Raw genomic sequence first — 25,539 nt, 5'->3', positions numbered from 1 at the left:
TGCGCGCCGTGCTCGGCGCCTTTCGTGCTGTGTGCCGCCCGCCCCCCGTCCTGCCCCCCCCGCTACCGTTACACAACCACTTCCACGGCGCCCAGCCGTTCGATCACCGTCTTCAACGGTGCGGGCCGGCCGAGCAGGTAGCCCTGCACCTGGTCACAGCCATGCGCGGCCAGCCACTGCAGCTGCCCCGGCGTTTCCACGCCTTCGGCAATGATGGTCAGGCCCATGCTGTGGCCCAGCGACAACAGGGCGCGGCAGATCGAGGCATTGCGCGGATTGGTCTCCACGTCGGCGACGAACGTCCGGTCGATCTTCAGGATATCCAGCGGCAGGTGCTGCAGGTAGGACATGCTGGAATATCCGGTGCCGAAATCGTCCAGCGACACGCAGATGCCCTGCTCGTGCAGGCGCTGCATGGTCTGCATCGCCTGGCCCGGCTTGCGCATCAGGCTGCTTTCCGTGAGCTCCACCTGGAGCGCGCCACGGGCCAAGCCGAACTCGGCCATCGCGCGGGCGAACTCGCCGACCAGGTCGCTGTTGAAGAACTGCACCGCCGATACATTCACCGCGATCGGCAGGTCGGCCCAGCCAGCGTCCACCAGTTGACGCTGCGCCTGCGCGGCCGCCCGGATCACCCAGCGGCCCAGCGCCAGGATCAGGCCGGTGTCTTCGCACAGCTGGATGAAATCGCCCGGCGGGATGAAGCTGCCATCTGCCTGGGGCCAGCGCAGCAAGGCCTCCAATGCCGCCGGGGTGCCGTCGCTGGCATGGCATATCGGCTGGAAGTAAAGCTCGAATTCGGCGTCGATCGCGTTGTGGATGCGGCCCGCCAGCCGCAGCCGCTCGCCCAACCGCGCATTGACGCTGGGATCGAAGCGCGCCAGCACATCGCCTTCCGCGCGTGCGCTGTGCGCGGCCTGCGCCGCCATGCCGATGACCTGCGCAGCCTGCAGTCCGTCACCGGGCGCGTGCACGGCCACGCCGATGCTCGGTTCGAACTGGTGCAGCGAATCCTGTCCGCGTACCGGCTCGGATACGATCTGCACCAGGGCATCCAGCGCGTTCTGCGCATCATGCGTGTCGTCGAAGGCGAACAGGAAGTCTTCCGCCGGCTGGAATGCCAACCAACCGAATCGAGCACCCAGCCCGCCAAGCCGGGTCGCCATCGCCTGCAGCACCGCGTCGCCGATGTCATGGCCCAGGGCATCGGAAATCAGCCGCAGGCCACGCAGCTGGATGAACGCCACCGTGTAGCCACCGGCGCACTCATCCAGTGCTTCGGCCAGCGCGCGCGTGTTGAGCAGGCCGGTCTGCGGATGGTGGCTGGCGTGGTAGGCGAGCTCGCGTTCGTAGGCCAGGCGCTCGCTCACGTCTTCAGCCAGCACCAGGCAGGCCGCACGCCCATCGAAGTCGAGCCGTGACAGGTGGGCCCGCACCTCGAACAGGGTGCCGTCCTTGCGCTGGTGCAGGCGGATCTTCGCGTCCTGGGATTCGCCGACGCGCGCTTCGGCGATCGCTCCACGGATCTCGTCCCAGCCCTCGCGGGGCCGTATGTCCAGGATGCTCATCGCCAGGAATTCCTCGCGCGTGTAGCCGTACTGGCTGATCGCGGCCTGGTTGACCTCCAGGAAGCGCAACGTATCCGGGTCGAACACCCAGAACGGGGCCGGGTTGCGGTCGAACAGCAGGCGGAACTGGCGCTCGGCCTGGTCGGCGCGCTCGCGTGCCAGGTAGCGCTCGCTGATGTCGGTCATCGCGCCGATCATCCGCCGCTGGCGGTCGGCGATGACCACGCGCCGTCCGCGTGCGGACACCCAGCGTATGCCCCCCCCCGGCAGCACGATGCGGAACACTTCGTCCAGCACGGCATCGCCGGCGAATGCCCGGTCGAAGGCTGCCTGCATGCGCACGCCGTCTTCGCGGTGTACGCGCTGGAAGAACTCGGACAGCGGCAGCGCATCGACATCGACCCCGAAAATCTCGCGCGCCAGGGGCGACCAGTGCAGCTGGCACGCGTCCTCGTCCACGTGCCAGGTACACACATGGCCTACCTGGTGGGCCAGCAGCAGTTCGGCGTGGCCGGTGCGCAGTTCTTCGGCCAGCGCATGCTGCCGCCGCGCCGCGCGCCCAACGCCCCACACCAGGCCGGCCAGCAGGGCGCAGTACAGCAGGAACATCCCGACCGACGCATACACGTATGGCCACCACGCGGCCATCACGTCGCGGTGCCCCAGGCCGGCATATACCGCGAGCGGGTACTGGTGCAGCGTGCTCATCGCCGATATCCGCACCACTCCGTCGATCGGGCTGGTTCCCACGCCCAGCGAGCGCACCGCATCACTGCCCAGCGTCTCGCGGTGGCTCAGCCCGAACGGCTGGCCGACCACGTCGTGCTGCATCGGTGATCGGGCCAGCACGTGGCCCTCCACGTCGCTGATCGACACCACCCCGCGCGTGCCGATGTCCAGTCCACCGATGATCCGCTGCAGTTCGCCGGTGTGCAGGCGTACCAGCAGCCAGCGGTCCTGTTCCAGCTGCAGGGCCAGCGGCAATACCCAGTTCAATCCGTCGCGGCGTTGCGGCGGTCCCAGATACAGGTCGCTGCCGCTGCCCCGTCGTCGTCCTTCCACCCACAGCGGCAACTGCAGGTCGCCGACGCCGCTGGTCAGTGCGCGGCCGTGCTGGTCCACCACCACGATGCTGTCCAGTTCCGCGTGCCGGTGCAGCACGCCTGCGATGTTCTGCTCCAGCAGTGCCGGCGCCTGCCCGGGCACGCTGCGGAACAGCTGTGCGGCGTCGGCGCCGATGCCGTGCATCGCCCGTTCGACGTTGCGCATTTCCAGCCACAGCAGGCGCTGGCTGCCCACGGCCAAGGTGCGGCTCTGGCGTTGGGCGACGTCCAGGCGGCGCTGGAAATCACTGGCCAGTACGGTCGCCAGGCCAGCGGCGAACAGTACGCCGAGCAGCGCACCGCCCCATGACAGGGCGCGCTGGGGCCGAACCAGCAGGCGGCTCAGTGCGGCCATCGATGGCAACGTCGGCGGTAGTGGCCTGGTGCTCTCATGCGCAAACGTTTTTCCTGTGATCCACACCTAAGCGGCCGCGCACCGGCTTTCTTGACCGTGCTGTCTCCTCCCCGGGGGTTCCGCGTCGAACGCGCTTCCTCCCGGCCCCGTCACGCAGCATGCATCACGCCGAAGGCGACAGGAAGAGTGCCCGCCCCTGTTCAGCCACATCCGGCACAGGTGGCCCCCGGTTCCGATACGGTTGCCGTTGCAACCGGCCCCGCCAGCAGGGATTAGACTGGGGGTTTCCCGCCGCCCGAGTACTCCATGCCCACGTTGCGTCGCGCTCCCCTGCTGCTGGCGATCACCGCCAGCCTGTCCCTTTCCCTGGCAGCCTGTGGCGGCGACGCCGCACCCGCCACGCCCGAGGCGCCACAGCAGGCACGAGCCGCACAGGCGCCCACGCCGCAGCTCGGCAGCTTCGGCTTCGACGCCGAAGGCATGGACCGCAGCATCGCCGCCGGCGACAATTTCTTTGATTTCGCCAACGGCACGTGGGTCAGGAACACCGAAATCCCGGCCGACCGTTCGCGCTTCGGCAGCTTCAACGTGATCGCCGAAAAGACCCAGGCCGACACCCGCGCCATCCTCGAAGGCGCGGCCAACAATGTCCAGGCCAGCGGCGAAGACAAGCTGATCGGCGATTACTACGCCGCCTTCATGGACGAAGCCGGGATCGAGCAGCGTGGGCTGGCGCCGGTGCAGCCGCAGCTGCAGGCGATCGACGCGCTGGCCGACAAGGCCGCCCTGGCGCGGGCGCTGGGCGCCGACATGCGCGCCGACGTGGACCTGCTCAATGCCACCAACTTCTATACCGACCGCCTGTTCGGCCTGTGGGTATCGGTGGACCTGCTGCAGCCGGCACGCACCGCGCCCTACCTGGTGCAGGGCGGCCTGGGCCTGCCGGACCGTGATTTCTACCTGGGCGATGGCCGCATGGCCGAGCTGCGCCGGCAATACCAGGAATACATTGGTCAGGTACTGACCCTGGCCGGCGTTGCCGATGCAGGCGCCAAGGCGCAGCGCATCGTCGCCCTGGAAACCAAGATCGCCAAGGCACACGCCACCCAGGAAGAGACCAACGACGTGGCCAAGGGTGCCAACCCGTGGACCCGCGAAGACTTCAGCGCCAAGGCACCCGGCATGGACTGGGCGGCGTTCCTGGAAGCGTCCGGGCTGGCGCAGCAGCAGGACTTCATCGTGTGGCAGCCGAAGGCCGTGGCCGGCCTGTCGCGGTTGGTCGCCACCGAGCCGCTGGAGGCCTGGAAGGACTACATGACCTTCCACGCGCTTGACCGCGCAGCCCCTTACCTGCCGAAGAAGTTCGCCGATGCGCGCTTCGCCTTCCATGGCACCGCGCTGAGCGGCACCCCGCAGCAGAGCGATCGCTGGAAGCGCGCGGTGGACGATGCCAACCATGCCATCGGCGAGGCCATCGGCAAGCGTTACGTGGAAAAGCACTTCGATGCGAAGACCAAGGAACGTGCCGACGAGATGGCGAAAAACATCATCGCCGCCTTCGGCAAGCGCATCGATGCGCTGGACTGGATGTCCCCGCAGACCAAGGCCAGCGCCAAGGCCAAGGTCGCCGGGCTCAAGGTCGGCATGGGCTACCCGGACAGCTGGCGTGACTACAGCGGCCTTGAGATCAAGCGCGATGATCCGCTCGGCAACGCGCAGCGCGCCGAGCAGTTCGACTACCAGCGCAACCTGGCCAAGCTGGGCAAGGCGCCGGACCACGGCGAGTGGGCGATGCTGCCGCAGACCATCAATGCAATGAACGTGCCGCTGGAAAACCGCCTGGTGTTCCCGGCCGCCATCCTGCAGCCGCCGTTCTTCGACGGTGCGGCTGATGATGCGGTGAACTACGGCGCCATCGGTGCGGTGATCGGCCATGAAATCAGCCACGGCTTCGACAACGCCGGCGCACTGTTCGACGAAACCGGCCGCCTGCACAACTGGTGGACGCCGCAGGACCTGGAGAAGTTCAACGCGGCCGGCGACGCGCTGGCGGCACAGTTCAGCAGCTACGAGCCGTTCCCCGGCGTGCACGTCAACGGGCGCCTGTCGCTGGGCGAGAACATCGCCGACGTGGCCGGCCTCGGCACGGCCTACGATGCCTACCAGCTGTCGCGGCAGGGCAAGCCGGGCCAGACGCTCGACGGGTTCACGCCGGACCAGCGCTTCTTCCTCGGCTTCGCCCAGGCATGGCGCAGCAAGAGCCGCGAGCAGGCACTGCGCAATTCGCTGCTGACCGACGTGCACGCGCCGGGCCAGTTCCGTGCGCTGACCGTGCGCAACCTCGACGCCTGGTATCCCGCCTTCGAGGTCAAGGAAGGCCAGAAGCTGTACCTGGCACCAGAGAAGCGCGTCAAGGTCTGGTAAGCGGCAGGTCCCGGTGGGTGAACCGGTCTGGTGGGTGATCCGGTCTGGTGGGTGATCCGGTCTGGTGGGTGACGACTGTCAGTCGTCACGCCCTCCCCCAGGCCACCCCTTCAACACCCCCACCCCAACCCCCATCCGCGCACACGCGCGGCTGGCCAGGCCATCCGGCAGCGCGCGGCGGAACAACGGCGCCGCGCCCTGCAGCACGCGCATCGAAGCGCGCGCCTGCAGCCGTTGCCGCGTGCCCTGTTCCAGCATCTCGCCTGCCCACGGCGGCAGCAGCGCCGCCGCCGCGCCCAGGAACACATCGCGCGACAGCCCCGGCACCGGTACCGGCAGCCGCACCGCCTGCAATACCTGCAGCACCTCGCGGGCCCGCTCATCCAGCCGCAGCTGCGGTTGCTGCAGCGCAAACCAGGCGTCCACTTCGGCTTCGCTGCGGGGCACGTCGGCGGCGCCCAGCGCCTCGGCCACGCGTCGGTATTCATCGTAGTAGCGGTCGGCCAGCGGCCCCGGCACCGGACGCCCGTAACGACGGAAGCCCTGCAGGAAACCGTAGGCTTCAGTCACGTGCACCCACGTCAACAGCGCCGGATCATCCGCCGCGTAGGGCACGCCATCCACGCTGCCACGCACGTTGGCATGGATGCGGCGCACGCGCGAGACCAGTTTTTCCACCTCGGCTGTCGGCGCGTAGGTGGTGCCGGCCACGAACGCGGTGGTGCGGCGCAGCCGGCCGACCAGGTCTTCGCGGAAATTGGAATGGTCATACACCCCGGCCAGCGCACGCGGATGCAACAGCTGCAGCATCAGCGCACACAGCCCGCCAGCCAGCATCGAAGGCAATTCGGCATGCACCCGCCAGGTCATGCTGTCCGGCCCGAACCAGCCAGGATCGCCCGCCGGGTGGTCATAGTCGATGCCACTCTGGCCGCGGGGGAAGGCGTCCAGCACCCAGCGGCGGATCGGGGCGGTCAGCGGATTCAACGGGGAAGGCATGCGGGGGCCGGGCTCCAGGTTGGCGCAGATTGCGCGTTTCCGGGCCATTGTGAGTCCCCTGCGCTGACCGGACGCCTCACGGCGTTCCCGGCGAAGGAGGATGTGCAGCCGCAGCATGATTTCAGCTGCGACATCTTGTCGCAGGCCGTCACGGCGATGCTGCAGTGCATCACCGCATTCTGCGCTCGGCGTATTCATCCCCGTCGAGCAGGCAGCCTTCGCACCGCCCTTATTGCACGCCTCGCTGGAAGTGCTAGAACTGAATCCGCCTCACCGCTCAACGCATCGCCGCACGTTCCAACAGGGAGCCCGCCATGATTGCTTTGTTCAAAGGTCTAGGATTGTTGTTGCGCGACAACGAGCTGTACCACAGCCCGTTCGAAAAACAGGTAGCCCATTGGCGCGGCATGAGCGAACAGCAGATCCGCGACGAGGTCGCCGTGCTGGCGCAGGCGAAATGCCAGTGGCTGATGGCTTCCATCGTCGGCTGGCAGGCGTCCTCCCTGCTCATCCTCGGCCTGATCGCCAACTACCTCTGGCGCGATGACTTCCATATCACCTTCACCCGCGTGGTGATCATCATCGGGTCGTGGGTCTCGATCCTGTTCGTGATCTGGTTCATGGCCAACATGTTCGACCAGCAGGCCGGTTTCGAACGCTGGATGAAGGCCTTCAACAGCCGCGCGCGCATCACCTCCAGCGCCGACAGCGTGGAATGCGTGGCCGATGCGCTGGGCATGGCCGAGCACTATCCGGAAGTGCTGGACTACAAGCAGGCCGTCACCAGCCGGCGTGAGCTGCGCCACGAAGACATCCGCATCATGACCGAGATCGGGCGCATGCGGCAGCACAGCGAACTGGTCGGCCGCCTCAACCACGTCGGCGAAACCAGCAGCCACCGCGACCTCACCCTGCAGCCGGCGTTCTGACGGTTACTGGCAGGGGACGCTGGCGCTGCTGCTGACGCAGGTCCTGAAGCCCTGTGGCAGGCCTTCGCGTTTCTGCGTGTGGCCAGCGCGGATGTCGAACGCCTGCAGCATGCCGCGTTCGCAGCGTTGCTGGCCATCGCAGGTTTCCTTGAAGACCTGGTAGTAGCAGCGCCCGCTGGCACTGCGCACGCATTCGAACGACGTGCTTTCCGCGCGCACCGAGGTGCGGCTGAACAGCTGGTCGATGCCGCGTTCGCTGATGCGGGTGATCGAGGTGCTGGTGACCTTGTCCTGGCAACCGAACAACGACAGCAGGCAGCTCAGCAGGGTGGTGAGATAACGCATGGCACGGTCCTTCCTTGTTGGCCCGGCGCGGCGTTACATGCCGCGGAACAGGCTCATGAACGGTTGACTGACGGTGAGCGTTTCGGGCCGGTCGCGCAGGCGCAGCACACCGCGTCCGGTGTCGTCGCGGCTGACCGCCGCGACCGCCTTCATGTTGACGATGGTGGACCGGTGCACCTGTCGGAACTGCTGCGCATCCAGCGCGCCCAGCAGCTCGCGAAGCGGCGTGCGCAGCAGGCTTTCGCCGGCCGCGGTGACCACCGTGGTGTACTTGTTGTCGGCGCGGAAATACACCACGTCTTCCAGCATGATCAGCACGGTATCGCGTCCATTGCTTGCGGTGATCCAGGCCAGCGGCGGCGCGTCCGCGCGCGGCGGCGCGTTGCCCAGGCGCTGCAGCAGTCGCTCCAGCACCGCATCGTCGTTGCGCGCTGAAGGCAGGCGCGCCAGCAGGCGTTCGCGCGTGGCCAGCAGGCGCTCGTCGCTGACCGGCTTGAGCAGGTAATCCATGGCGCCCTGTTCGAAGGCATCGATGGCGTACTGGTCGTAGGCGGTGACGAACACCACCTGCGTTCGCGGGCTCAGCTCGCCCAGCGCACGCGCCACCTGGATGCCGCTGATGCCGGGCATGCGGATGTCCAGGAAGGCGATGTCCGGTTGTTTCTCGGCCAACTGCTCCAGCGCGCTGGCACCGTCTTCGCATGCAGCGACGATGCGCAGCTCCGGCCACAGCCGATGCAGCTGGTCCACCAGCGCGGTACGCAGCAGTTCCTCGTCTTCGGCGATCAAGGCATCAAGCGGCACGGCGCGGCTCCTTGGCAACCTGCGGCAGGGTCATGGTGGCGGCCACGCCGCTGGGGAAATTGGCGACGATCGCCACCCCGGCCTGTTCACCGCAGGTCAGGCGCAGGCGTTCGCGCAGGTTCTTCAGGCCGATGCCGGTGCCGCTGGTGCCGTGGCCGAAACCCAGCCCGTCGTCGGCCACGGTCACGGTGACGTGGTCATCGAAGGCGCGCGCGATGATCCAGATCGTGCCGCCGCCGGGCTTGGGTTCCAGGCCATGCTTGACCGCGTTCTCCACCAGTGTCTGCAGCGCCATCGAGGGCAGCTGCACGCCGTGCAGCGCGTCGGGCACCTGCACGTCCACGCCCAGCCGGGCCCCCATGCGGATACGCAGGATCTCCAGGTAAGCGCGGGTGCGCTCCAGCTCCACGCCCAGCGTGGACACCGATTCGTCCATGCTCGGCAGCGAACTGCGCAGGTACTGGATCAAGTGGCCCAGCATCACGTCCGCACGTGCGGGATCGGTGCGCGTCAGCACCTGCGCATTGGCCAGCGTGTTGTACAGGAAGTGCGGTTCCACCTGCGCGTGCAGCAGGTTCAGGCGCGCGACCGAAAGTTCCTTTTCCACGTGGGTCTGTTCGGCGGCGGCCTGTTCGTCGCGGCGCTGGTCGGCCACGCGCCGGCTGACGGCGCGGGTCACCGCTTCGGCGTTCTCGTAGTTGCTGCCCTCGTCCAGTGCCAGCAGGTCGGCCCACCAACCGGCATCGGGTTCGAACAACAGGGTCACCGTGCTGGTGCCTTGCCCCGGGGTGATCGTCGCCAGGATGCTGTTGCGCTTGATCGCCAGCCGCGCGGGCAGGTTCCAGCGCGAAGGCTGGCGGCCATTCCAGGGATCCACCCGGCGCACATAGGCACGCACCTGCAGGCTGCCCGAGGCACTCTCGATATCCTCCACCCGCGGTAGTTCGGCGATCGCCGATTCCAGCAGCGCGAAGGCCGGGCCGGCATCCATCGGCAGCTCGATCTGCCGCCGCTGGCGGCTGGACAGCGTGCTGCCGTCCAGCTTGCCGGCCACCAGCCACACCCGGCGCACATGGGTGATCGCGCTGCCCAGCGCGGACAGCATCAGGAACATCGCCAGCAGCCCGAACACCCAGCCCGGGCCATCGTTCATGCCGCTGAAAAGCCCGCTCCAGACCATGCCGGCCACGATCAGCGCCGCCGTCCAGGCCAACAGGTGTCGGAAGATCAAGGAGACGCTGGGGAACACGGAGGCTGCCTTCACGAAGGAATGGGCCGAGCATAGTGCGCCAGCCCACCACCGCAAGCACCCGGCGACGAAAGCCGGGAATCAGCCGACCAACCGCCCCCCGGCAATGACGGCCGACCCGGCCCCGGTGGGTGACGACCGTTGGTCGTCACGCTCTTCCCACCACCCGCCGAGCACGGCTCGGCGCTACCACTCCGGTAGTGACAGCCGCTGGCCGTCAGCCCTTTGCCTTGGTGGGTGACGACCGTTGGTCGTCACGCTCTTCCCATCACCCGCCGAGCACGGCTCGGCGCTACCACCCCGGTAGTGACGGCCGCTGGCCGTCAGCCCTTTGCCCCGGTGGGTGACGACCGTTGGTCGTCACGCTCTTCCCATCACCCGCCGAGCACGGCTCGGCGCTACCACCCCGCCTCAGCGACGCTGCGCAGCGCTCTGGTCGCGCACCGCGCGGAACGCTTCTTCGGGGTTCCAGTTCGGCCACGCACGTGAGTTCGCCAGCTCGCTGCCCAAGGTGTACAGCACCTCCAGGTCACGCGCGGCGCCGGCGAACTTCCAGTCCGGCTGCCACTCATCGCCCTGCTGGTGGTAGCGCTTGGCGGTGTAGTCGTCCGATGCCTTCCTGCCCGCCGCGATACCGCCCTCCACCCAGTCCTGCCCGGCCGACCAGGACAGCGCCGGTACGCCACGCTTGGCGAACGGGAAGTGGTCGGAGCGGAAGAACAGGCCGGCTTCCGGCTTCGGATCCGGCGTGTAGCGGATGTCCCAGCGCTGCGCCACGGCCTTCAACTGGTCCAGCAGTTCGAAGCGCGCGGTGCCGTAGATGCCGAAATCGCGTGACGGACTGAACGGTGCCATGCCATCCATGTTGATCACCGCCACGGTCTTTTCCAGCGGGTACAGCGGATGGGTCGCGTAGTACTCCGAACCCAGCAGCCCCTTCTCTTCCGCGGTCACCGCCAGGAACAGCAGCGAACGCTGCGGCCTGGGCGCCTTGGCGAAGCCCCGCGCCAGTTCCACCAGCGACGCCGTGCCGCTGGCATTGTCCAGCGCCCCGTTGAAGATGCGGTCACCGCGGGCATCCGGCTCGCCCACGCCGATATGGTCCCAGTGCGCGCTGTACACCACCGTCTCATCGGCATGCGTGCTGCCTTCCAGGCGCGCGGCCACGTTGTGCGAGGTGATCACCTCGGTCTTCACCGCGTACTTCGCATCCAGGCTGGCACCGGTCAGCGGCACCGGCTTGAAATCACGCTGCTGCGCCTGTGTCTTCAGTGCCTCGAAATCCAGTCCGGCCGAGCGGAACAGGTCCACCGCGAGGTCGCGCTGGATCCAGCCTTCCAGCAATGGGTGGCTGTCGGCCGGCGTCTCCCGCACCACGTCGAACATGGTGTTGGTGTTGGATCCGGCCACGGTGGCCCAGCCATAGGATGCCGGTGCGGTCTCGTGCACGATCAGCACGCCGAGCGCGCCCTGGCGTGCGCCTTCTTCGTACTTGTAGGTCCAGCGGCCGTAGTAGGTCATGCCCTTGCCGTCGAAGTCGCCCTGGCCGGTTTCGAAGTCCGGATCGTTGATCAGCACCACGGCGATCTTGCCCTTCAGGTCCACGCCCTTGAAGTCATCCCAGCTCTTTTCTGGTGCCTTCACACCGTAGCCGAGGAACACCAGCGGGGCCTTGCTGATGTCGACCTGGTCGGCGCCGTTCATTGCCGCGCGCACCGCGATCTGCTTGCCCTGTTCCAGCGGCACGGCCTTGCCGCCCTGCTGCAGGGACAGCTGCGGGGTGCCGACGATGTCGCCCTTCAGCAGCGGCACGGCCTGGGTCCACAGGCGCTTGCCATCCTGCAGGTCACCTCCCGGCTGCAGGCCGGCGGCAGCGAACTGCTGGCTCAGGAAGGCGATGGTCTTCGCCTCGCCGGCGGTGGCCGGTGAGCGGCCTTCGTAGGCATCGGAGGCCAGTTCCTTGACGTCGGCGGAGATCCGCGCGCCATCGAACTTCGGCGTCGCCGCCATCACTGCGGTGGACACCGACAGGGCCAGCACGCTCATTACCACTCGCTTCATTGCTCTCTCCAGCAGGGACTGCGACAAGACCCCGAGTGTAGCCGCTGCCTGCCCCGGTAGTGACGGCCGCTGGCCGTCAGCTTTCCAATGCGCCGGATACCGACCGCCGAGCATGGCTCGGCGCTACCGAATCGCATCCACGCCCCGGTAGTGACGGCCGCTGGCCGTCAATCCGCAGGCGTCGCCATGGTGCCCGCGCGCGCCAGCAACGCCTCGCGTTCGCGCGCGTTCCCGCTTAATCCCGCGGCGTGCGTGAACGCAGCACGTGCATCCTCATCACGCCCCAGCTGGGCCAGCACTTCCCCCTGCACTACCCACAACGGCGCATGTGCCTGCAGCCTTGGTTCCAGCAGCAGCGGCTGCAGCTGCCCCCAGGCCACCAGCGGGCCCTCCGCGCGCAGCACCGCCACCACCCGGTTCAGCGCCACCACCGGGCCCGGCTGCACCTGCAGCAGACGGTCGTACAGCGCCGCTATCGCCGCCCAATCGGTGTGCGCGGCAACCCGCGCACGTGCATGGCAGGCCGCGATGCCGGCCTGCAGCACATAGCGGTCATCGTCACCGCGCAACTCCCGCGCACGCTGCAGTGCCGCCAGCCCACGCTCGATCTGCAGCCAGTCCCAGCGCGCGCGGTCCTGCTGTTCCAACAGCACTGCACGCCCGTCGGCATCGGTGCGCGCGGCGCCACGTGACGCCTGCAGTTCCATCAGTGCCAGCAGCCCGTGCACCGCCGCATGCGCAGGCAGCCGCGCCACCAGCACCCGCCCCAGCCGCAGCGCCTCCTCGCACAGCGCCGGGCGCATCCAGTCTTCGCCGTGGCTGGCCGCGTAGCCTTCGTTGAATACCAGGTAGACCACTTCCAGCACGGAGTGCAGCCGCCCCGGCAGCTCCGCGCTGCGCGGCACCTCGAAGGCCACCTGGCTGCGTTCCAGCGTGCGTTTGGCGCGCACGATGCGCTGGGCGATGGTCGGCTCGGGCTGCAGGAACGCGCGGGCGATTTCCTGCGTGGTCAGCCCGCCCAGCAGGCGCAGGGTCAACGCTACCCGCGCATCGGCCGACAGCACCGGATGGCAGGCCACGAACACCAGCCGCAGCAGGTCATCGCCTATGTCGTCGGCCAACGCATCGCTGTCATCCGGCGCGGACGCTGCGGCTGGATGAAGCATTTCGCCCCATTGCGCATGCTGCCCGGCGATGCGCTGTCGCTGGCGCAGTACATCGATGGCACGGTTGCGCGCAGCGGTCATCAGCCAGGCTCCTGGATTGTCCGGCATGCCTTCCAGCGGCCAGCGTTCCAACGCGGCCAGCCAACAGTCCTGCACCAGCTCTTCGGCGCGGCCGACATCACCGCCCAGCATCCGTGCCAGGCGCGCGATCAATCCGGGCGACTCCATCCGCCACAGTGCCTGCAGCCGCTCCTGCATGCTCAGGGCGTCTTCATGCAGTTGACCATCCACGGCTTGCCATAGCGGTCCTGCAGCATGCCCCAGCGATGCGCCCAGAACGTTTCGCCGATGGGCATGTGCACCACCCCGCCCTCGGCCAGTGCGGCGAACACCCGCTCGGCTTCCTCCGGCGTGTCCACGTCCACGTTGATGGTGGTGCTGCCACCGCCGTCCTCGCCGGGGCCATCGGCGGCCATCAGCACCGCCGCGCCCACCTCCAGCTGCGAATGCGCGACATGGTCCAGGGTCTCCGGCGGCATCTCGTTGCAGCCGGGCGAGCCGTCGGAAGGCGGCATGTCGCGGTATCGCATTTCCGCGGTGACCTTGCCGCCCAGCGCCTGTGCGTAGAACGCCATCGCTTCGTGTGCCTGGCCCTTGAAGCCAAGGAATGGAATCAGTTTCATCTTCGGTACTCCCGTGCAAGCGTGGATGGATGGAATGCTCTCAGCGCGCGGTGCTCTGTTCGCGCAGCCGCTGTTCCTTCTCGCGCAGTTCGGCGGTGAAGGCGTCGCCGAAATCTTCTTCGGCCATGATCGGCCGCAGTTCCAGCACGTCACCCGGCGCGAACGGGGCGCGCTGCGCCCACTCCAGCGCCTCGTCCAGCGAGCGCACCTGCCACAGCCAGAAGCCGGCCACCAGCGATCCGGGATCGGCAAACGGACCGGCTTCGACCTGCGGCGGCGTGGCGTCACCGAAGCGCACGCGTTTGCCGCGGGCACTGGCATGCAGCCCTTCGCCCGCCAGCAGGATCCCGGCCCGCACCAGTTCTTCGTTGAAGTTGCCCATCGCGATCATTTCATCGGTGCCGGGCAGGATGCCCGCCTCGATCCTGGCATTGGATTTGACCAAAACCATCACTTTCATGTCTGCGCTCCCAATGCGGCCGGTAGTGCCCGGCCTTCATGATGTCGACGAACCACGGGCAGGGAAATCGACATCCCCTGCAAACGCTGGATCGCCCGCCATCCGGTCGCGTGCAGGGTCAGGGAGCACGCCCCGATGCGGCGCCGCAACACAGCCTGGCGCGGGTCTGCGCGATCATGGGCACCCGCCGCCAACGGACGCCCCCCATGCCGCAGTACGCCCTGCTGATCTATATCGACCCCGCCCTGCTTGGCGCCCTGCCCAGCGAGGAATTCGATGCGCTGATGCGCGCATGCCTGCAGCACGCCGACGCGCTGCAGGCCGACGGCACGCTGCTGGCATCGCAGAAACTTCAGCCGATCGAACAGGCCCGCACAGTGCGGGTGCGCAGTGGCGAGGAACGCGTGCTGGATGGTCCCTTCGCAGAAACCCGCGAGCTGCTGGCCGGCTTCAACCTGATCCAGGCACCCGACCACGAAAGCGCCCTGCGCATCGCCCGCGGCTTCCCGTGGGCACGCTTTGGCAGCATCGAAGTGCGTCCACTGGAAGACCTCGACGCCGAACGGCTGCGCGTCGGCGCCTGAGCCGACGCGCAGCCCCCGCGCGCCGCGGCTCAGTCGACCAGCACCACGCGCAGGTCGCGCGCGCCCAGCGCATCGTTGCCACTGTGGTCGCGCGCATGCGCCCGGATCACGTACTCACCCGCGGGCAAGGCCGCCGGCTGCCAGCGGCCCGCCGCCATCAGTCCATCGCGCACGGTGTTGGTCGCCAGGTAACGGAAGCGGGTGACCGCGCTGCCGTGCACGGTGATGCCACTGTCCGGCGCGTACGCCATGCGCACTGCCTGCTGCTGCGGCGGCATGCGGTTGAACACGATGTTCCAGCGTGGCTGTTCGTAGCCGGCCAGCGGCTGCCCGGCCGCATCCCGTATCTGGTACCCCACCTGGTACAGGCCCAGCCGACGGCGCGGCAGGTTGCCGTCCACCTGGTCCCAGGCCTCCACCACGATCTGCACGCCGCGCCCGCTGCGTGACACCGGCAGGCGTCCTTGTGCATCGGCGCGCAGCGGCTGGTCGGCGTCATCCAGCAGCGCCACGTCGGTGATGCGCGGTGCCACGGTATCGACGAATCCGTTGAAGCCGAGCAGTGCCGCGTTGCGCTGGAAACCGCTGCTGCCTACGCTCAGGTGCACGTGTGCCTGGCTGTTGATGCTGCCCAGCCGGTCGCCGGCCTGGATCCGCGTGCCACGGCGCAGGCGGATGCGCTCCAGCTTGCCCTCCGCATCGAACAGCTGCTGCCAGCGATCATCGAAGGCCACCCCGCGCGGATCACGGCCCACCCGCATGTGCAGGTAACGCAGCGGTCCGACCTCCAGCCCTTCGGCCTGTCCGCCCACGGTCCAGCTGGACAACGGGCTGTCGATCTTGCCATCGGCGATCGCCAGCACGGTCTGGCCGACATCGCCGCGCACGTCGAAGCCATCATGCAGGTGGTGGCGACTTTCGCCCTTGAAGTTGCCCCGCACCTCGCCCAGCGTTCCCACCACCTCGTGCCAGCCCAGCTGCGGCGCCAGCGGCCAGCGGCCTTCCGTGCGCGGCAACGGCGCGTCCACCGCCGGCCCCACCACTGCCGGTGCCGGTGCCTCGCCAGGTGCCAGCGCAACCATCCGGTGCAGGCGCCACGCCGCGGCATCAGCCAGCCGCAGGCTGCCATCGGCGGCCAGCGCCAAGCCACTGGGGCGGGCCAGCCGCGGCACCTGCCCGGTGCCGACCAGCGCGATCTGGTGGCCCTGCGCGGACACCTGCACGATGCGCCCGCTGCGGTCGCCCACGTACAGCACGCCGTCATGGCTGCGCGCCAGCGACAGCGGTCCGTTGATCACGTTGGACGACGGCACCGGCGTATCCACCTGCCCGTCCATGCCGACCCGGCGGATCGCGTTGTTGTGGAAATCGGCCACCAGAAGTGCACCGTCGCCGTCCCACGCCAGCGCCACCGGCGTGTCGAAGCGCGCCACGCCGGGGAAGCCATCGATGTGCGCCGGCTCGCCGCCGCCTGCCAGGGTCCGCACCATGCCATCCGGGCTGATCACCCGGATCCGGTCGTTCCAGGTATCGGCGACGTAGACGTTGCCGAGCGCATCCACCGCCACGCCCATCGGGCCATCGAAACGTGCCTGGGCCGCCGGTCCGTCGGCGAAGCCGCGCGTACCGCCGGCCAGCGTGGTGACCTGGCCATCCAGCCCTATGCGGCGGATCGCATGATTGCCGGTATCGGCCACGTACACCGCCCCGGCCGCATCGCGCGCCAACCCGGAAGGGGTGTGGAACCGCGCCTGCAGTGCCGGCCCATCAGCCAGTCCTTCGGTGCTGCCGGCCAGCGTGGACACGCTGCCATCGGCGGCCACCCGACGGATCCGGTTGTTGTCGCCGGCGTCGGCCACCAGCAGGCTGCCATCGTCCAGCGCAAGCAGTGCGTACGGGTCGGAGAAGCGCGCCTGCGCTGCCGCCCCGTCGCGCAGGCCCGGCACGCCATCGCCGGCCAAGGGCTGCAGCTGCGCGGTCCAGCCCAGGGGCGTCGGTGCCGGTCCCGCGGGCACCGCCTCGGTGACGGTTCGCGGCAGGAAGGTCGCCGCAACCGCGACCGTGGTTACCACGGCCACCCCGATGATCCATCGCACACGCACCATCTGCATCCCTTCGTTTTTTTCGCAGGCAGGACGATAGCCGTTGCCGCAACGCGTGCCAAGGCAATGCCGGCGCGCGCATCCACGGAGCATGCCCCGGTGGCACGCTCAGCGCGCAGGCACCTCGCTGCGGATGCCCATCGCCTCGCGGTAACGCGCGTACAACGCCATCACTTTTTCCACGTATGCCAGCGTTTCGGCGTACGGCGGCACGCCGTTGTAGCGGGCCACCGCGCCAATGCCCGCGTTGTAGGCGGCCGCCGCCAGCACGTGATCGCCCTTGTAGCGACGCAGCAGCGCGCGCATGTGGCGGGCGCCGCCATCGATCGACTGCGCGGCCGACAGCGGATCCTGCACGCCGTAGTCGCTGGCGGTGTCCGGCATCAGCTGCATCACCCCCTGCGCACCCTTCGGCGACACCGCGGCCGCATCGAAACCGCTCTCCGCATGGGCGATCGCCCGCAGCCAGGCATCTTCCACGCCGGTGGCCTTGGCCGCCGCCTTGAACTGTTTCGCATGCGGTGCCAGCTGTGCCGCGCCGACGCGTCCCAGCCCGGCATGCGCCGGCTCGCCAGGCGGCGTGGCCACGGTGAACTTCAGGTACACCCGCGATCCGGGCAGGTTGCGGGTGGAGTAGACCAGCCTGCCGTCCTGCTCGCGTTCGTACAGGGTGCCGCTGAACACCCCCATGTTCCCCCACAGGTTGGGGGCCTGCACGGCGGTGTCGTCGATCTCTTTGGCCGTGCAGCGCGACCCCGGCTCCGGCGCGGTCGCCATGCTGACCGTGTTGCCCTGCACGCAGCGGTAGATCGTACGCGCCTGCGCCGGCCCGCAGGCCAGCGCCAGCAACAGCACACAGAAGCAGGCAGGCACGCGCATCGGCAGGAGCATCGGCAAGGAGGTCGGCGGCATGGTGGTCCTGCGGTGCGGAATCCCCGGTGAAGACGCCACCTGACGCTTCCGGCCACTCGCGCCGTTGCCCTGCGCGGCACACGGCCCACGCTGCCGGCGCCTTCGCCGCCCGCCCCCCCCATCCGCCCCTGCGTTCAGCTACGCTGGGCGGCAAGGCGGGCTGCAGGCAGGACCTGGCCGAGCGCCTCCCCTCGGACACGGAGCTGTCGATGAACCGCACGCGCATGTTGCTGCTGATGGCCCTGGTGGGCCTGCTCGCCGCTGCGCTGCCGTTGGCGATGATGACCTGGCTCAGCTGGCACCATGCTGCCAACACCGCGCAGGCCCAACTGCGCGAAACCGCCGACCGCGCCCTGGAGCGCGCCGACCGTTCCTACCTGCAGGCATTCTCCGCACTGCAGGCCATGCGGCACAGCCCGCTGGCGCCGTGCAGCCCAGAACACATCCAATTGATGCAGACCCGGGTGGTGACCACCTCGTCGCTGGACCAGATCAGCTATTTCCAGCAGGGCCGCGTGCGCTGCACCTCATGGGGCAGTCCGGTCGCCGTGCCCGCGCCAGGCCAGCCCGACCATACCACCGCAGACGGCGCCACCCTGCAGCTGGACGTGGAACCACGCGCACCCTACGGGCGACGCATGTTGTCCATGCGGCTGGGCGACTACGAGGCGTTGATGGACCCTTATCACTTCGTCGACCTGATCGGCGCGCGCGACATCCGCATCGCCATCGCGACCCCGGATGGGCGGCTGATCGCCCAGCAGGCACTGCCCGACCAGGCGCTGCTGCAGTCGCTGCTGCGCGACCCCCGCACCGGCGACGACGGCAGCCTGCTGTTCACCAGCGCACGCAGCGAAGCGTGGCTGGCGGTGGCGACCCTCCCACGCACCGGAATGGGCGGGATATTCCTGCAGCAGGCCTGGGTGCTGGTGCCGATCAGCCTGCTGTTCGGCGCCGCCGCGATGGCCGGCAGCGTGGTGCTGTCGCGGCGGCGTTATTCACTGAAAGGCGAACTGGCCCACGCCATCCGCCGCAACGAACTGTACGTGGTCTACCAGCCGATCATCGAGCTGGAAACCGGCATCTGCGTGGGCGCCGAAGCGCTGGTGCGCTGGCGTCGCGCCGATGGCAGCGAAGTGCGGCCGGACCTGTTCATTCCGCTGGCCGAAGCCAGCGGGCTGGTCGGGGCGATCACCGATGAGGTGATCGAACGGGTGATCGTGGACATGCGCGACCTGCTGGTCGGCGACCGCAGCGCGCACATCGCCATCAACCTGGCACCGGAAGACATGATCAGCGGGCGTGCGCTGAAGGTGATCGCCGCCAAGCTGGCCGGCACCGGCATCGCCAACCAGCAGATCTGGCTGGAGGCCACCGAACGCGGCTTCATGGACATCGAAAAGGCGCGGGCGGTGATCTCCGCGGCGCGGCATTCCGGCCACGCAGTGGCCATCGATGACTTCGGCGTGGGCTACTCCAACCTGCAGTACCTGCAGCAGCTGCCGCTGGACGCGCTGAAGATCGACAAGTCGTTCATCGATGCGATCGGCACCGACAGCGCCACCAGCCCGGTCACCGGCCACATCATCGACATGGCCAAGACGCTGGGCTTGTTCGTGGTGGCCGAAGGCGTGGAAACCGAAGACCAGCTGGCCTACCTGCATAGCCGGCAGGTGGAATTCGGCCAGGGCTGGCTGTTCGCCAAGGCGCTGCCACGCGAAGAATTCATTGCCTTCCACAAGCGCCGCCAGGAACTGTACGGCGCAGCGCGCGAAGACATGCAGAACACCCAGCGCCAGCCAGGACCGTAGCCGTCTTCGTACGGTTCATGCGGCCGTCCTATAATCGGCGTATCCACTTGGAGGCTTACGCCAATGCGCCACTGATGCCGCCGTCTTCGTCGACGGCCTGATTCTTCTCCCGCCCCTGTACGCAGGGGGAGTCGATGGCATCTGTTGGAGGTCTGCATGACCACGCATCCCCTCACGCTTGAACGCGTGACCTGCCGCCTGCCTGATGGGCGTGCCTTGTTTACCGATCTGTCTTTCACCTTCGACCCCGTCGCCACCGGACTGGTAGGCGCCAACGGGGTGGGCAAGAGCGTGCTCGCGCGGCTGCTGGCTGGCGTGCAGTTACCCACCTCCGGTCGCTGCCATGGGGGCGGGCGGGTGTTCCTGCTGCCCGCCCTGAGTGGCCTGCCGCAGGGCCGCGTGGCCGACCTGGCCGGAGTCGGCGATGTGCTGGATGCAGTGGACCGGATAGCCGCAGGGCAGGTCGACATCGAAGACTTCAACCGCGTGGGCGAGCGCTGGGACCTGCGCGAACAACTGCGGCTGCAGTGGCAGCGCAGCGGGCTGCCCACCGACCTGCAGCCGGAGGATCCGGCCGCACGGCTGAGTGGCGGACAGGCGATGCAGGTGGCGCTGTCCGGCGCATGGGCCAGTGGCGCGGACTGGTTGATCCTGGACGAACCCAGCAACCACCTGGACGCACGGCGGCGAGCCCTGCTGCGCGAAGCACTGCAGCGCTGGCGTGGCGGGCTGCTGGTGGTCAGCCATGACCGTGAACTGCTGGGGCAGATGGCCTGCATCGTCGAACTGGATGCGCAGGGGCTGCAGCGTTTCGGCGGTGGCTACACGGACTACGTTCACGCCAAGGCGGTGCACGAAGCCGCCGCGCAGGCGCAGCTGGACCATGCACGACAGCAACACCGGCAGCAGCAACGGCATGCGCGCGCACTGCACGAACGCGCCCAGCAACGGCAGTCGCGCGGTGCACGCAGCGCGCGTGATGCCAACCAGGCACCGATCCTGCTGGGCCTGCAGAAACAGCGCGCACAAGCCAGCGCCGGACGGCATGCGCAGCTGCAGGCCCAGCGCCTTGCCGACAGTGCCGACCGCCTGCGCGACGCCAGCGCCGGAGTCGCCCCCGGCACGCAACTGGTGGCCTTCGCACCGCCCAGTCAACACGCCAGCCAGCGGGTCGTCCGCCTGCGGGGCATGCAGCTGCCGCACGGCTGCCGCGCACCGCTGGACCTCATCCTGCAGCGCGGCCAGCGGCTGGCCGTGGTGGGCGACAACGGCAGCGGCAAATCGACCCTGCTGCGGGTGCTGGCCGGTCAGTTGGCGCCGCGTGGCGGCAGCTGTGACATCGGCGTACCGGCGGCCCTGCTGGACCAGTCGCTGGCCACGCTGCACGCGGGCAGCAGCGCACTGGCGGCACTTCAGGATGCCTGTCCGGCCGCGCCGGTGGCCGAACTGCGCACCCGGCTGGCCCTGCTGGGGCTGGACGCCGCGCGCATCGAACGGCCCAGCGCCACGCTGAGCGCCGGCGAACGGCTGAAGGCGGCGATGGCGTGCACCCTGTATGCCGATCCGGCCCCCGGCCTGCTGCTGCTGGACGAACCGGGCAACGCGCTGGACCTGGACGCGCTGCACGCACTGGAAACCCTGCTCGGCCAGTTCACCGGCACGCTGGTCATGGCAAGCCACGACCCTGCCCTGCTGCAGGCCATGCAACCCACCCACGTGCTGCAGATGAACGAAACCGACTGGATCCTGCGACCGTGGTGAAAGAGCGCCCGTCTGCATAGTGTTACTATGTAACATCCCAGTGCTGCTCCCCACGTCCAATGAAACCCAGCCAAGCCGCCCTGCTCGACGCCAGCGCCGTCGCCCTGTCCAGCCTGTGCCTGCTGCATTGCCTGGCCCTGCCACTGTTGGCCGCCGCGCTTCCGCTGTTCGGCGCCTGGGCCGAAGCGGAGTGGGTGCATGCCGTGTTCGTGGCCATCGCCCTGCCGGTCACCGGCTTCGCACTGTGGCGCGCCCACCGCCAGCACCCGCTGCCGGCGCCGGCCTGGTTGGCCGCAGCGGCCGGCCTGGCGCTGCTGCTGGCGGGTGCGCTGGCGTTCCCCAGCCATGACAGCGAAACGGTGGTCACGGTGATCGGCAGCGTGCTGCTCGCCGCCACCCACCTGTGGAACGCGCGCCGCCGTCACCGCCAGTGCTGAGCAAGCGGTTACTGTAGGCGGCGGCCATCCGGCCGTGCAGGCAACGGAGCGCAGGCGATGTCAGCAAGAGGAAGTGCGATCAAACGCGGCGTGGTGCCCTGGTTCGGGCTGTGCAGCTGGCTGGGTATGGTGATCGGCGTGCTGATCGAACAGGCGGCGCGCGCGATGGGCGCCAGCGGCAACAGCGCCACCGCGGTGGGCGTGCTGGCCGCGGCCATGTGTGGGTTCTGCGCGGTGCTCGCCTCGCGCGTGCGCGATGAGCGCTGGCCGTGGCTGGCACTGGCCGGTGCCGCCTTTTCCGCGGTGCCGCTGGCGCTGTTCCTGCTGTCGATGATCCTGCACTGAGCCCGGCCCCGGTAACGCGATCACCCGCTGCGTCCTACACTAGCGGCCCCTGATTGCCACGCGACCGCTCCCGTGCCCCATTATTCCGGCCCCCTGTTGACCCGCGAAACCGCCACTGCCCTGCAGCGCGCGGCCGCTGCCGGCGCGCCCAGCTGGGCCGGTTCGCTGGACCTGGGACGCAGCGAAGAAGCCGTCGGCCTGTCTGCCGATGGCTTCGTTTTCCGTGGCCAATCCTATCCGTGGCCGGGCAAGGTGAAGGACCGCACGCTGTACTACTGGGATGGCGAGGAGTTCCTGCCGATCTCGCGCTTCAGCGCATCGCTGATCAAGCTGGTGCCCACCGAATGGGGCGCGCCGACCTTCGAAATCGACGGCATCAAGATGCTGCCCAGCGCCAAGCTGTCGCCATTCGACGATGCGCGCCGCAAAGTGGAACTGATCGCCCCGGCGGGCAAGACCGTACTCGATACCTGCGGCGGACTGGGTTACTTCGCTGCCTGCTGCCTGGATGCGGGCGTCGCGCAGATCCGTTCGTTCGAAAAGAACCCGGACGTACTGTGGCTGCGCACGCTCAACCCATGGTCACCGGATCCGGACGCGCCCAGTGCCGGTGGCCGCCTGCAATTGGCGCAGGGCGATGTATCCGAAGAGATCGCTGCGCTGCCCGGCAACAGCGTGGACGCCATCCTGCATGACCCGCCGCGCTTCGGCATCGCCGGTGAACTGTATTCGCAGGTGTTCTACGACCAGCTTGCACGGGTGATCCGCAGCAATGGCAGGCTGTTCCATTACACCGGCGCCCCGAACAAGCTGACCAGTGGCCGCGATGTGCCGCGCGAAGTCGCCAAGCGGCTGGAAAAGGCCGGTTTCAAGGCCGAGCTGGCGCTGGATGGCGTGCTGGCGACCTATCGCGGCTGACCCTGTTGCTGCCCCTGGTAGCGCCGAGCCATGCTCGGCGGCTCTGCGTTCCGGCAACGCGGTGTCTGACACATGCCGCGCTTCGCGCTCGCCGAGCGTGGCTCGGCGCTACCAAAGCGTGCGCAACGCACGCCGTTGTAGCGGTCGAGCTTGCTCGACCCACGCCGCACGTTGCTGCCACCGCCTTACATCGCGTACGAAACCGCACGGACTGCCGCGGTAGCGCCGAGCCATGCTCGGCGGCTCTTTGTTCCGACAACGTGATGTCTGATACATGCCGCGCGCCGCGCTCGCCGAGCGTGGCTCGGCGCTACAAGCCGTGCCTCCCACCGCCGCGGCTATTCGTAATCCACCTTCGCCCACTTCTTCACCCACGCCGGTACTTCCGGCTCACCTGCATAGAACGTCTTCGGGCGCTTCTCCGCCAATGCCCAGCGGTGCAGCCAGCTCGGCCCGTAGCGGCCGTCATAGCCGGTTGTCCCGCGCGCATAGGCGGGGTCCTGCATCGCCTCGTCCAGGGTGACGAAGCGGTACCCACGCCGTTGTGTCGCCGCCACCAGCTCGGCTAAGGTCGCCGCATTGAGTTCGTTGGCATGCATCAACCACACCTGTGGCAGCGCATAGCCAAGCAGCGTCACCGACTGCGCTTCGTAGTAATCCAGCTTGTTCAACATGTACGGCACGTAGCCTCGCCGCAGCTGCCGCAGCACGGCCTCGCGCGCGGGTGTATCGGCCTGTTCGTTGAGCACGTTGGCATAGGCGAAGGCCCATACCCACTCCCCGTTGTCCACCGTGACCGGCGCGATGCGGTAGCCGTGCCCGGCGAAGAACACGTCCATGCGGGCACGGTCTTGCGCCGTGCGGCCGGCGCGCAGGTACGGGTGGCGCATCCACACCGGCACCTGTCCACGCTCGGCCAGCAGCGGGCGCAGCACCCGCTCACCGCGCAGGAAATCCTGCTGGAACGCCTCTACGCCTTCCGCGTTCAGATCCATGTGCGACCACGTGTGGTTGCCCAGTTGATAGCCCGCATCCAGCCAGTCGCGCAGCATCTGCACGCGCTGCAGCTGCACCACGCCGCCCACTTCCAATTTGTTCTCGTTGACGAAGCCGACCACCGGCACGTTCGCCTGCTTCAACTGGTCCAGCAACGCCTGATGGCGTGCCTGCAGGTCCGGCGGCTGGATCTCGTCCAGTCGCGCCCACGGCAGGTCATCGATGGTAACCGCGATACGGCGGTCGATCTCGGTCGCGTGGCCTACGCCTGCGATGGCAAGCAACAGCAACGCAAAAAAACGGGATGTCATGGAGGTCATCGGGCCACGGTGGGCGGGCAGTCGGGCAGCCCCTGACTCTACCGCTGTTTGGCCGCCCACATGTTGTCCACCAGGTTCGGGTACGGTCGCCCGTTCTCCTCCGCCCGCTGCCGTGCGGCGGCCTTCTGCGCGTCCGTCAGCGGGCGCGATGCCTGCCCCTTGGGATTGAGCTTCTTCCAGGGCGGCGTGGTCGACTTGCGCATGACAGGTTCCCGTGGCGTGGACGCAATGACGCCCGGCGTGGCGGCCGGGCGTCGTTGCAGGCAAGTGGCAACGCTTACTTCTTGAGGAAGTTCAGCAGGGCCAGGTTGAAATCATCGGCGTGGCTGGTATTGCAGCCGTGCGGCGCATCTTCCAGCACCACCACTTCGCTGCGCGGGATGGCCTGGTGGGTACGCTTGCCGGAGCCTTCGTACGGCACCGTGCCATCGCTGTCGCCATGGATGATCAGGGTGGGCACGGTGACCTTCTTCAGGTCCTCGCGGAAGTCAGTGGTGCCGAACGCCTTCTGGCAGCCCAGTGCCGCGACCTGGTCGGACTGGTGGGCCAGCGCCACCGCTTCAAGTCGCTGTGCTTCAGTGACCTTCAGCTTGCCGTCCGCACTGAAGAACTTCCTGGTGAAGTCGTCGAAGAAGGCCTCACGGTCCTTGGCCAACGCGCCGGCCATTTCATCGGCGGCTTCCTTGCTCAACGGCCCTTCCGGATTGTCGCTGCCCTTGAGCAGATACGGCGGCACCGCCGCGGCGAACACCACGCTGTGCAGGCAGTCCTGGCCGTGGTTGGCGATGTAGCGCGCCACTTCGCCACCGCCCATCGAGAAGCCGACCAGTGATACATCCTTCAGGTCCAGGTCTTCGATGAGGCCGGCCAGGTCGGCCGCCAGCGTGTCGTAGTCATAGCCTTCGGCCGGCTTGTCCGAACGCCCGAAGCCGCGCCGATCATAGGCGATCACCCGGTACCCGGCATCGCGCAGCACGGGCACCTGGGCCTTCCAGGAATCAGCCGACAGCGGCCAACCATGGATCAGGACGACCGGACGGCCTGTCCCACCGGAGTCTTCAACGTGCAGGCGGACGCGGGAAGCAGTCATGGCAACTCCATGCAAGGGGAACAAGTCCCCCACGCTAAGGGGGCGGGGCTTGGGCCGTCGTGAAAGATCGTGGCGGCGTCGTGACATGGCCTGCACGGGGCGGGGCTGCATCGCCTG

General features: G+C 68.3%; 22 protein-coding genes. 8 read left to right on the top strand and 14 right to left on the bottom strand.

What is annotated here, in order from left to right:
* Window positions 1-68 precede the first annotated feature (68 nt).
* Window positions 69-3,026, bottom strand: coding sequence for a bifunctional diguanylate cyclase/phosphodiesterase (locus ABE522_RS08955; RefSeq protein ID WP_346591396.1), 2,958 nt, complete (start codon window positions 3,024-3,026; stop codon window positions 69-71).
* A 306-nt stretch (window positions 3,027-3,332) separates the two neighbouring features.
* On the opposite strand from ABE522_RS08955, the gene ABE522_RS08950 reads away from it, so the two are divergent.
* Complete coding sequence (locus ABE522_RS08950) at window positions 3,333-5,450, top strand: M13 family metallopeptidase (RefSeq protein ID WP_346591395.1); 2,118 nt, start codon at window positions 3,333-3,335, stop codon at window positions 5,448-5,450.
* Window positions 5,451-5,528: 78 nt separating this feature from the next.
* On the opposite strand, the gene ABE522_RS08945 is transcribed toward ABE522_RS08950, so the two are convergent.
* On the bottom strand, window positions 5,529-6,449 hold the full coding sequence (locus ABE522_RS08945; RefSeq protein ID WP_346591394.1) for an oxygenase MpaB family protein: 921 nt from the start codon (window positions 6,447-6,449) through the stop codon (window positions 5,529-5,531).
* 314 nt (window positions 6,450-6,763) lie between these two features.
* Here ABE522_RS08945 and ABE522_RS08940 point away from each other — a divergent pair, with 314 nt between their 5' ends.
* Window positions 6,764-7,378, top strand: coding sequence for a hypothetical protein (locus tag ABE522_RS08940; RefSeq protein ID WP_042612764.1), 615 nt, complete (start codon window positions 6,764-6,766; stop codon window positions 7,376-7,378).
* Between the two features lie 3 nt (window positions 7,379-7,381).
* Here ABE522_RS08940 and ABE522_RS08935 read toward each other — a convergent pair whose 3' ends face one another.
* From ABE522_RS08935 to ABE522_RS08905, 7 genes are all read right to left on the bottom strand, one after another.
* Window positions 7,382-7,723: a hypothetical protein gene (locus tag ABE522_RS08935; protein ID WP_346591393.1), complete on the bottom strand. Its 342-nt coding sequence runs from the start codon at window positions 7,721-7,723 to the stop codon at window positions 7,382-7,384.
* 33 nt (window positions 7,724-7,756) lie between these two features.
* Window positions 7,757-8,527 (bottom strand): LytR/AlgR family response regulator transcription factor, encoded by a 771-nt coding sequence (locus ABE522_RS08930; RefSeq protein ID WP_346591392.1) that lies wholly within the window; start codon window positions 8,525-8,527, stop codon window positions 7,757-7,759.
* Window positions 8,517-9,776, bottom strand: coding sequence for a sensor histidine kinase (locus ABE522_RS08925; RefSeq protein ID WP_346591399.1), 1,260 nt, complete (start codon window positions 9,774-9,776; stop codon window positions 8,517-8,519). Before ABE522_RS08925 ends, ABE522_RS08930 begins: the two co-directional genes overlap by 11 nt.
* Window positions 9,777-10,187: 411 nt before the next feature.
* Window positions 10,188-11,837, bottom strand: a complete 1,650-nt coding sequence (locus tag ABE522_RS08920) for a M28 family metallopeptidase (RefSeq protein ID WP_346591391.1) — start codon at window positions 11,835-11,837, stop codon at window positions 10,188-10,190.
* Between the two features lie 167 nt (window positions 11,838-12,004).
* Window positions 12,005-13,261 (bottom strand): RNA polymerase sigma factor, encoded by a 1,257-nt coding sequence (locus tag ABE522_RS08915; RefSeq protein ID WP_406846328.1) that lies wholly within the window; start codon window positions 13,259-13,261, stop codon window positions 12,005-12,007.
* A gap of 2 nt (window positions 13,262-13,263) precedes the next feature.
* On the bottom strand, window positions 13,264-13,686 hold the full coding sequence (locus ABE522_RS08910; RefSeq protein ID WP_346591390.1) for a VOC family protein: 423 nt from the start codon (window positions 13,684-13,686) through the stop codon (window positions 13,264-13,266).
* Window positions 13,687-13,726: 40 nt separating this feature from the next.
* Window positions 13,727-14,146 (bottom strand): YciI family protein, encoded by a 420-nt coding sequence (locus ABE522_RS08905; RefSeq protein ID WP_346591389.1) that lies wholly within the window; start codon window positions 14,144-14,146, stop codon window positions 13,727-13,729.
* A gap of 206 nt (window positions 14,147-14,352) precedes the next feature.
* Here ABE522_RS08905 and ABE522_RS08900 point away from each other — a divergent pair, with 206 nt between their 5' ends.
* Complete coding sequence (locus tag ABE522_RS08900; RefSeq protein ID WP_346591388.1) at window positions 14,353-14,730, top strand: YciI family protein; 378 nt, start codon at window positions 14,353-14,355, stop codon at window positions 14,728-14,730.
* 29 nt (window positions 14,731-14,759) lie between these two features.
* Here the strand turns inward: ABE522_RS08900 and ABE522_RS08895 are convergent, their stop codons facing one another.
* Window positions 14,760-16,835 (bottom strand): NHL repeat-containing protein, encoded by a 2,076-nt coding sequence (locus ABE522_RS08895; protein WP_346591387.1) that lies wholly within the window; start codon window positions 16,833-16,835, stop codon window positions 14,760-14,762.
* Window positions 16,836-16,940: 105 nt separating this feature from the next.
* Window positions 16,941-17,711: a lytic transglycosylase domain-containing protein gene (locus ABE522_RS08890; protein WP_346591397.1), complete on the bottom strand. Its 771-nt coding sequence runs from the start codon at window positions 17,709-17,711 to the stop codon at window positions 16,941-16,943.
* A 242-nt stretch (window positions 17,712-17,953) separates the two neighbouring features.
* Here ABE522_RS08890 and ABE522_RS08885 point away from each other — a divergent pair, with 242 nt between their 5' ends.
* The 5 genes from ABE522_RS08885 to ABE522_RS08865 all read left to right on the top strand — a co-directional run bounded on the left by ABE522_RS08885 (window position 17,954) and on the right by ABE522_RS08865 (window position 23,016).
* Window positions 17,954-19,555: an EAL domain-containing protein gene (locus tag ABE522_RS08885; protein WP_346591386.1), complete on the top strand. Its 1,602-nt coding sequence runs from the start codon at window positions 17,954-17,956 to the stop codon at window positions 19,553-19,555.
* Window positions 19,556-19,711: 156 nt separating this feature from the next.
* On the top strand, window positions 19,712-21,316 hold the full coding sequence (locus tag ABE522_RS08880; RefSeq protein WP_346591385.1) for an ATP-binding cassette domain-containing protein: 1,605 nt from the start codon (window positions 19,712-19,714) through the stop codon (window positions 21,314-21,316).
* Window positions 21,317-21,375: 59 nt separating this feature from the next.
* Window positions 21,376-21,753 (top strand): MerC domain-containing protein, encoded by a 378-nt coding sequence (locus ABE522_RS08875; RefSeq protein WP_346591384.1) that lies wholly within the window; start codon window positions 21,376-21,378, stop codon window positions 21,751-21,753.
* 57 nt (window positions 21,754-21,810) lie between these two features.
* Window positions 21,811-22,098: a hypothetical protein gene (locus ABE522_RS08870; protein ID WP_346591383.1), complete on the top strand. Its 288-nt coding sequence runs from the start codon at window positions 21,811-21,813 to the stop codon at window positions 22,096-22,098.
* 72 nt (window positions 22,099-22,170) lie between these two features.
* Window positions 22,171-23,016 carry a class I SAM-dependent methyltransferase gene (locus ABE522_RS08865; protein ID WP_346591382.1) on the top strand — a complete coding sequence of 282 codons (846 nt, stop codon included), beginning with the start codon at window positions 22,171-22,173 and terminating at the stop codon, window positions 23,014-23,016.
* A 338-nt stretch (window positions 23,017-23,354) separates the two neighbouring features.
* Here the strand turns inward: ABE522_RS08865 and ABE522_RS08860 are convergent, their stop codons facing one another.
* The 3 genes from ABE522_RS08860 to ABE522_RS08850 form a co-directional block, all read right to left on the bottom strand.
* Window positions 23,355-24,323 carry a polysaccharide deacetylase family protein gene (locus ABE522_RS08860; protein ID WP_346591381.1) on the bottom strand — a complete coding sequence of 323 codons (969 nt, stop codon included), beginning with the start codon at window positions 24,321-24,323 and terminating at the stop codon, window positions 23,355-23,357.
* Window positions 24,324-24,370: 47 nt separating this feature from the next.
* Entirely contained in the window at window positions 24,371-24,535 is a 165-nt protein-coding gene (locus tag ABE522_RS08855) for a hypothetical protein (RefSeq protein WP_346591380.1), read from the bottom strand.
* 74 nt (window positions 24,536-24,609) lie between these two features.
* The gene (locus tag ABE522_RS08850; protein WP_346591379.1) at window positions 24,610-25,422 is read right to left on the bottom strand and encodes an alpha/beta fold hydrolase; all 813 of its coding nucleotides are present in this window, start codon (window positions 25,420-25,422) and stop codon (window positions 24,610-24,612) included.
* Window positions 25,423-25,539 lie beyond the last annotated feature (117 nt).

Source organism: Stenotrophomonas lacuserhaii, from assembly GCF_039674585.1.
In the GTDB taxonomy this organism is placed as follows: domain Bacteria; phylum Pseudomonadota; class Gammaproteobacteria; order Xanthomonadales; family Xanthomonadaceae; genus Stenotrophomonas; species Stenotrophomonas pennii_A.
This window is presented reverse-complemented; position numbering and strand designations above follow the sequence as displayed.

Coding starts and splice junctions, on each gene's coding strand:
- ABE522_RS08955 (WP_346591396.1), bottom strand. CDS start 3,026: ATGGCCGCACTGAGCCGCCTGCTGGTTCGGCCCCAGCGCGCCCTGTCA.
- ABE522_RS08915 (WP_406846328.1), bottom strand. CDS start 13,261: ATGCAGGAGCGGCTGCAGGCACTGTGGCGGATGGAGTCGCCCGGATTG.
- ABE522_RS08920 (WP_346591391.1), bottom strand. CDS start 11,837: ATGAAGCGAGTGGTAATGAGCGTGCTGGCCCTGTCGGTGTCCACCGCA.
- ABE522_RS08950 (WP_346591395.1), top strand. CDS start 3,333: ATGCCCACGTTGCGTCGCGCTCCCCTGCTGCTGGCGATCACCGCCAGC.
- ABE522_RS08940 (WP_042612764.1), top strand. CDS start 6,764: ATGATTGCTTTGTTCAAAGGTCTAGGATTGTTGTTGCGCGACAACGAG.
- ABE522_RS08875 (WP_346591384.1), top strand. CDS start 21,376: ATGAAACCCAGCCAAGCCGCCCTGCTCGACGCCAGCGCCGTCGCCCTG.
- ABE522_RS08935 (WP_346591393.1), bottom strand. CDS start 7,723: ATGCGTTATCTCACCACCCTGCTGAGCTGCCTGCTGTCGTTGTTCGGT.
- ABE522_RS08850 (WP_346591379.1), bottom strand. CDS start 25,422: ATGACTGCTTCCCGCGTCCGCCTGCACGTTGAAGACTCCGGTGGGACA.
- ABE522_RS08885 (WP_346591386.1), top strand. CDS start 17,954: ATGAACCGCACGCGCATGTTGCTGCTGATGGCCCTGGTGGGCCTGCTC.
- ABE522_RS08905 (WP_346591389.1), bottom strand. CDS start 14,146: ATGAAAGTGATGGTTTTGGTCAAATCCAATGCCAGGATCGAGGCGGGC.
- ABE522_RS08945 (WP_346591394.1), bottom strand. CDS start 6,449: ATGCCTTCCCCGTTGAATCCGCTGACCGCCCCGATCCGCCGCTGGGTG.
- ABE522_RS08910 (WP_346591390.1), bottom strand. CDS start 13,686: ATGAAACTGATTCCATTCCTTGGCTTCAAGGGCCAGGCACACGAAGCG.
- ABE522_RS08900 (WP_346591388.1), top strand. CDS start 14,353: ATGCCGCAGTACGCCCTGCTGATCTATATCGACCCCGCCCTGCTTGGC.
- ABE522_RS08895 (WP_346591387.1), bottom strand. CDS start 16,835: ATGGTGCGTGTGCGATGGATCATCGGGGTGGCCGTGGTAACCACGGTC.
- ABE522_RS08880 (WP_346591385.1), top strand. CDS start 19,712: ATGACCACGCATCCCCTCACGCTTGAACGCGTGACCTGCCGCCTGCCT.
- ABE522_RS08890 (WP_346591397.1), bottom strand. CDS start 17,711: ATGCGCGTGCCTGCCTGCTTCTGTGTGCTGTTGCTGGCGCTGGCCTGC.
- ABE522_RS08870 (WP_346591383.1), top strand. CDS start 21,811: ATGTCAGCAAGAGGAAGTGCGATCAAACGCGGCGTGGTGCCCTGGTTC.
- ABE522_RS08855 (WP_346591380.1), bottom strand. CDS start 24,535: ATGCGCAAGTCGACCACGCCGCCCTGGAAGAAGCTCAATCCCAAGGGG.
- ABE522_RS08860 (WP_346591381.1), bottom strand. CDS start 24,323: ATGACATCCCGTTTTTTTGCGTTGCTGTTGCTTGCCATCGCAGGCGTA.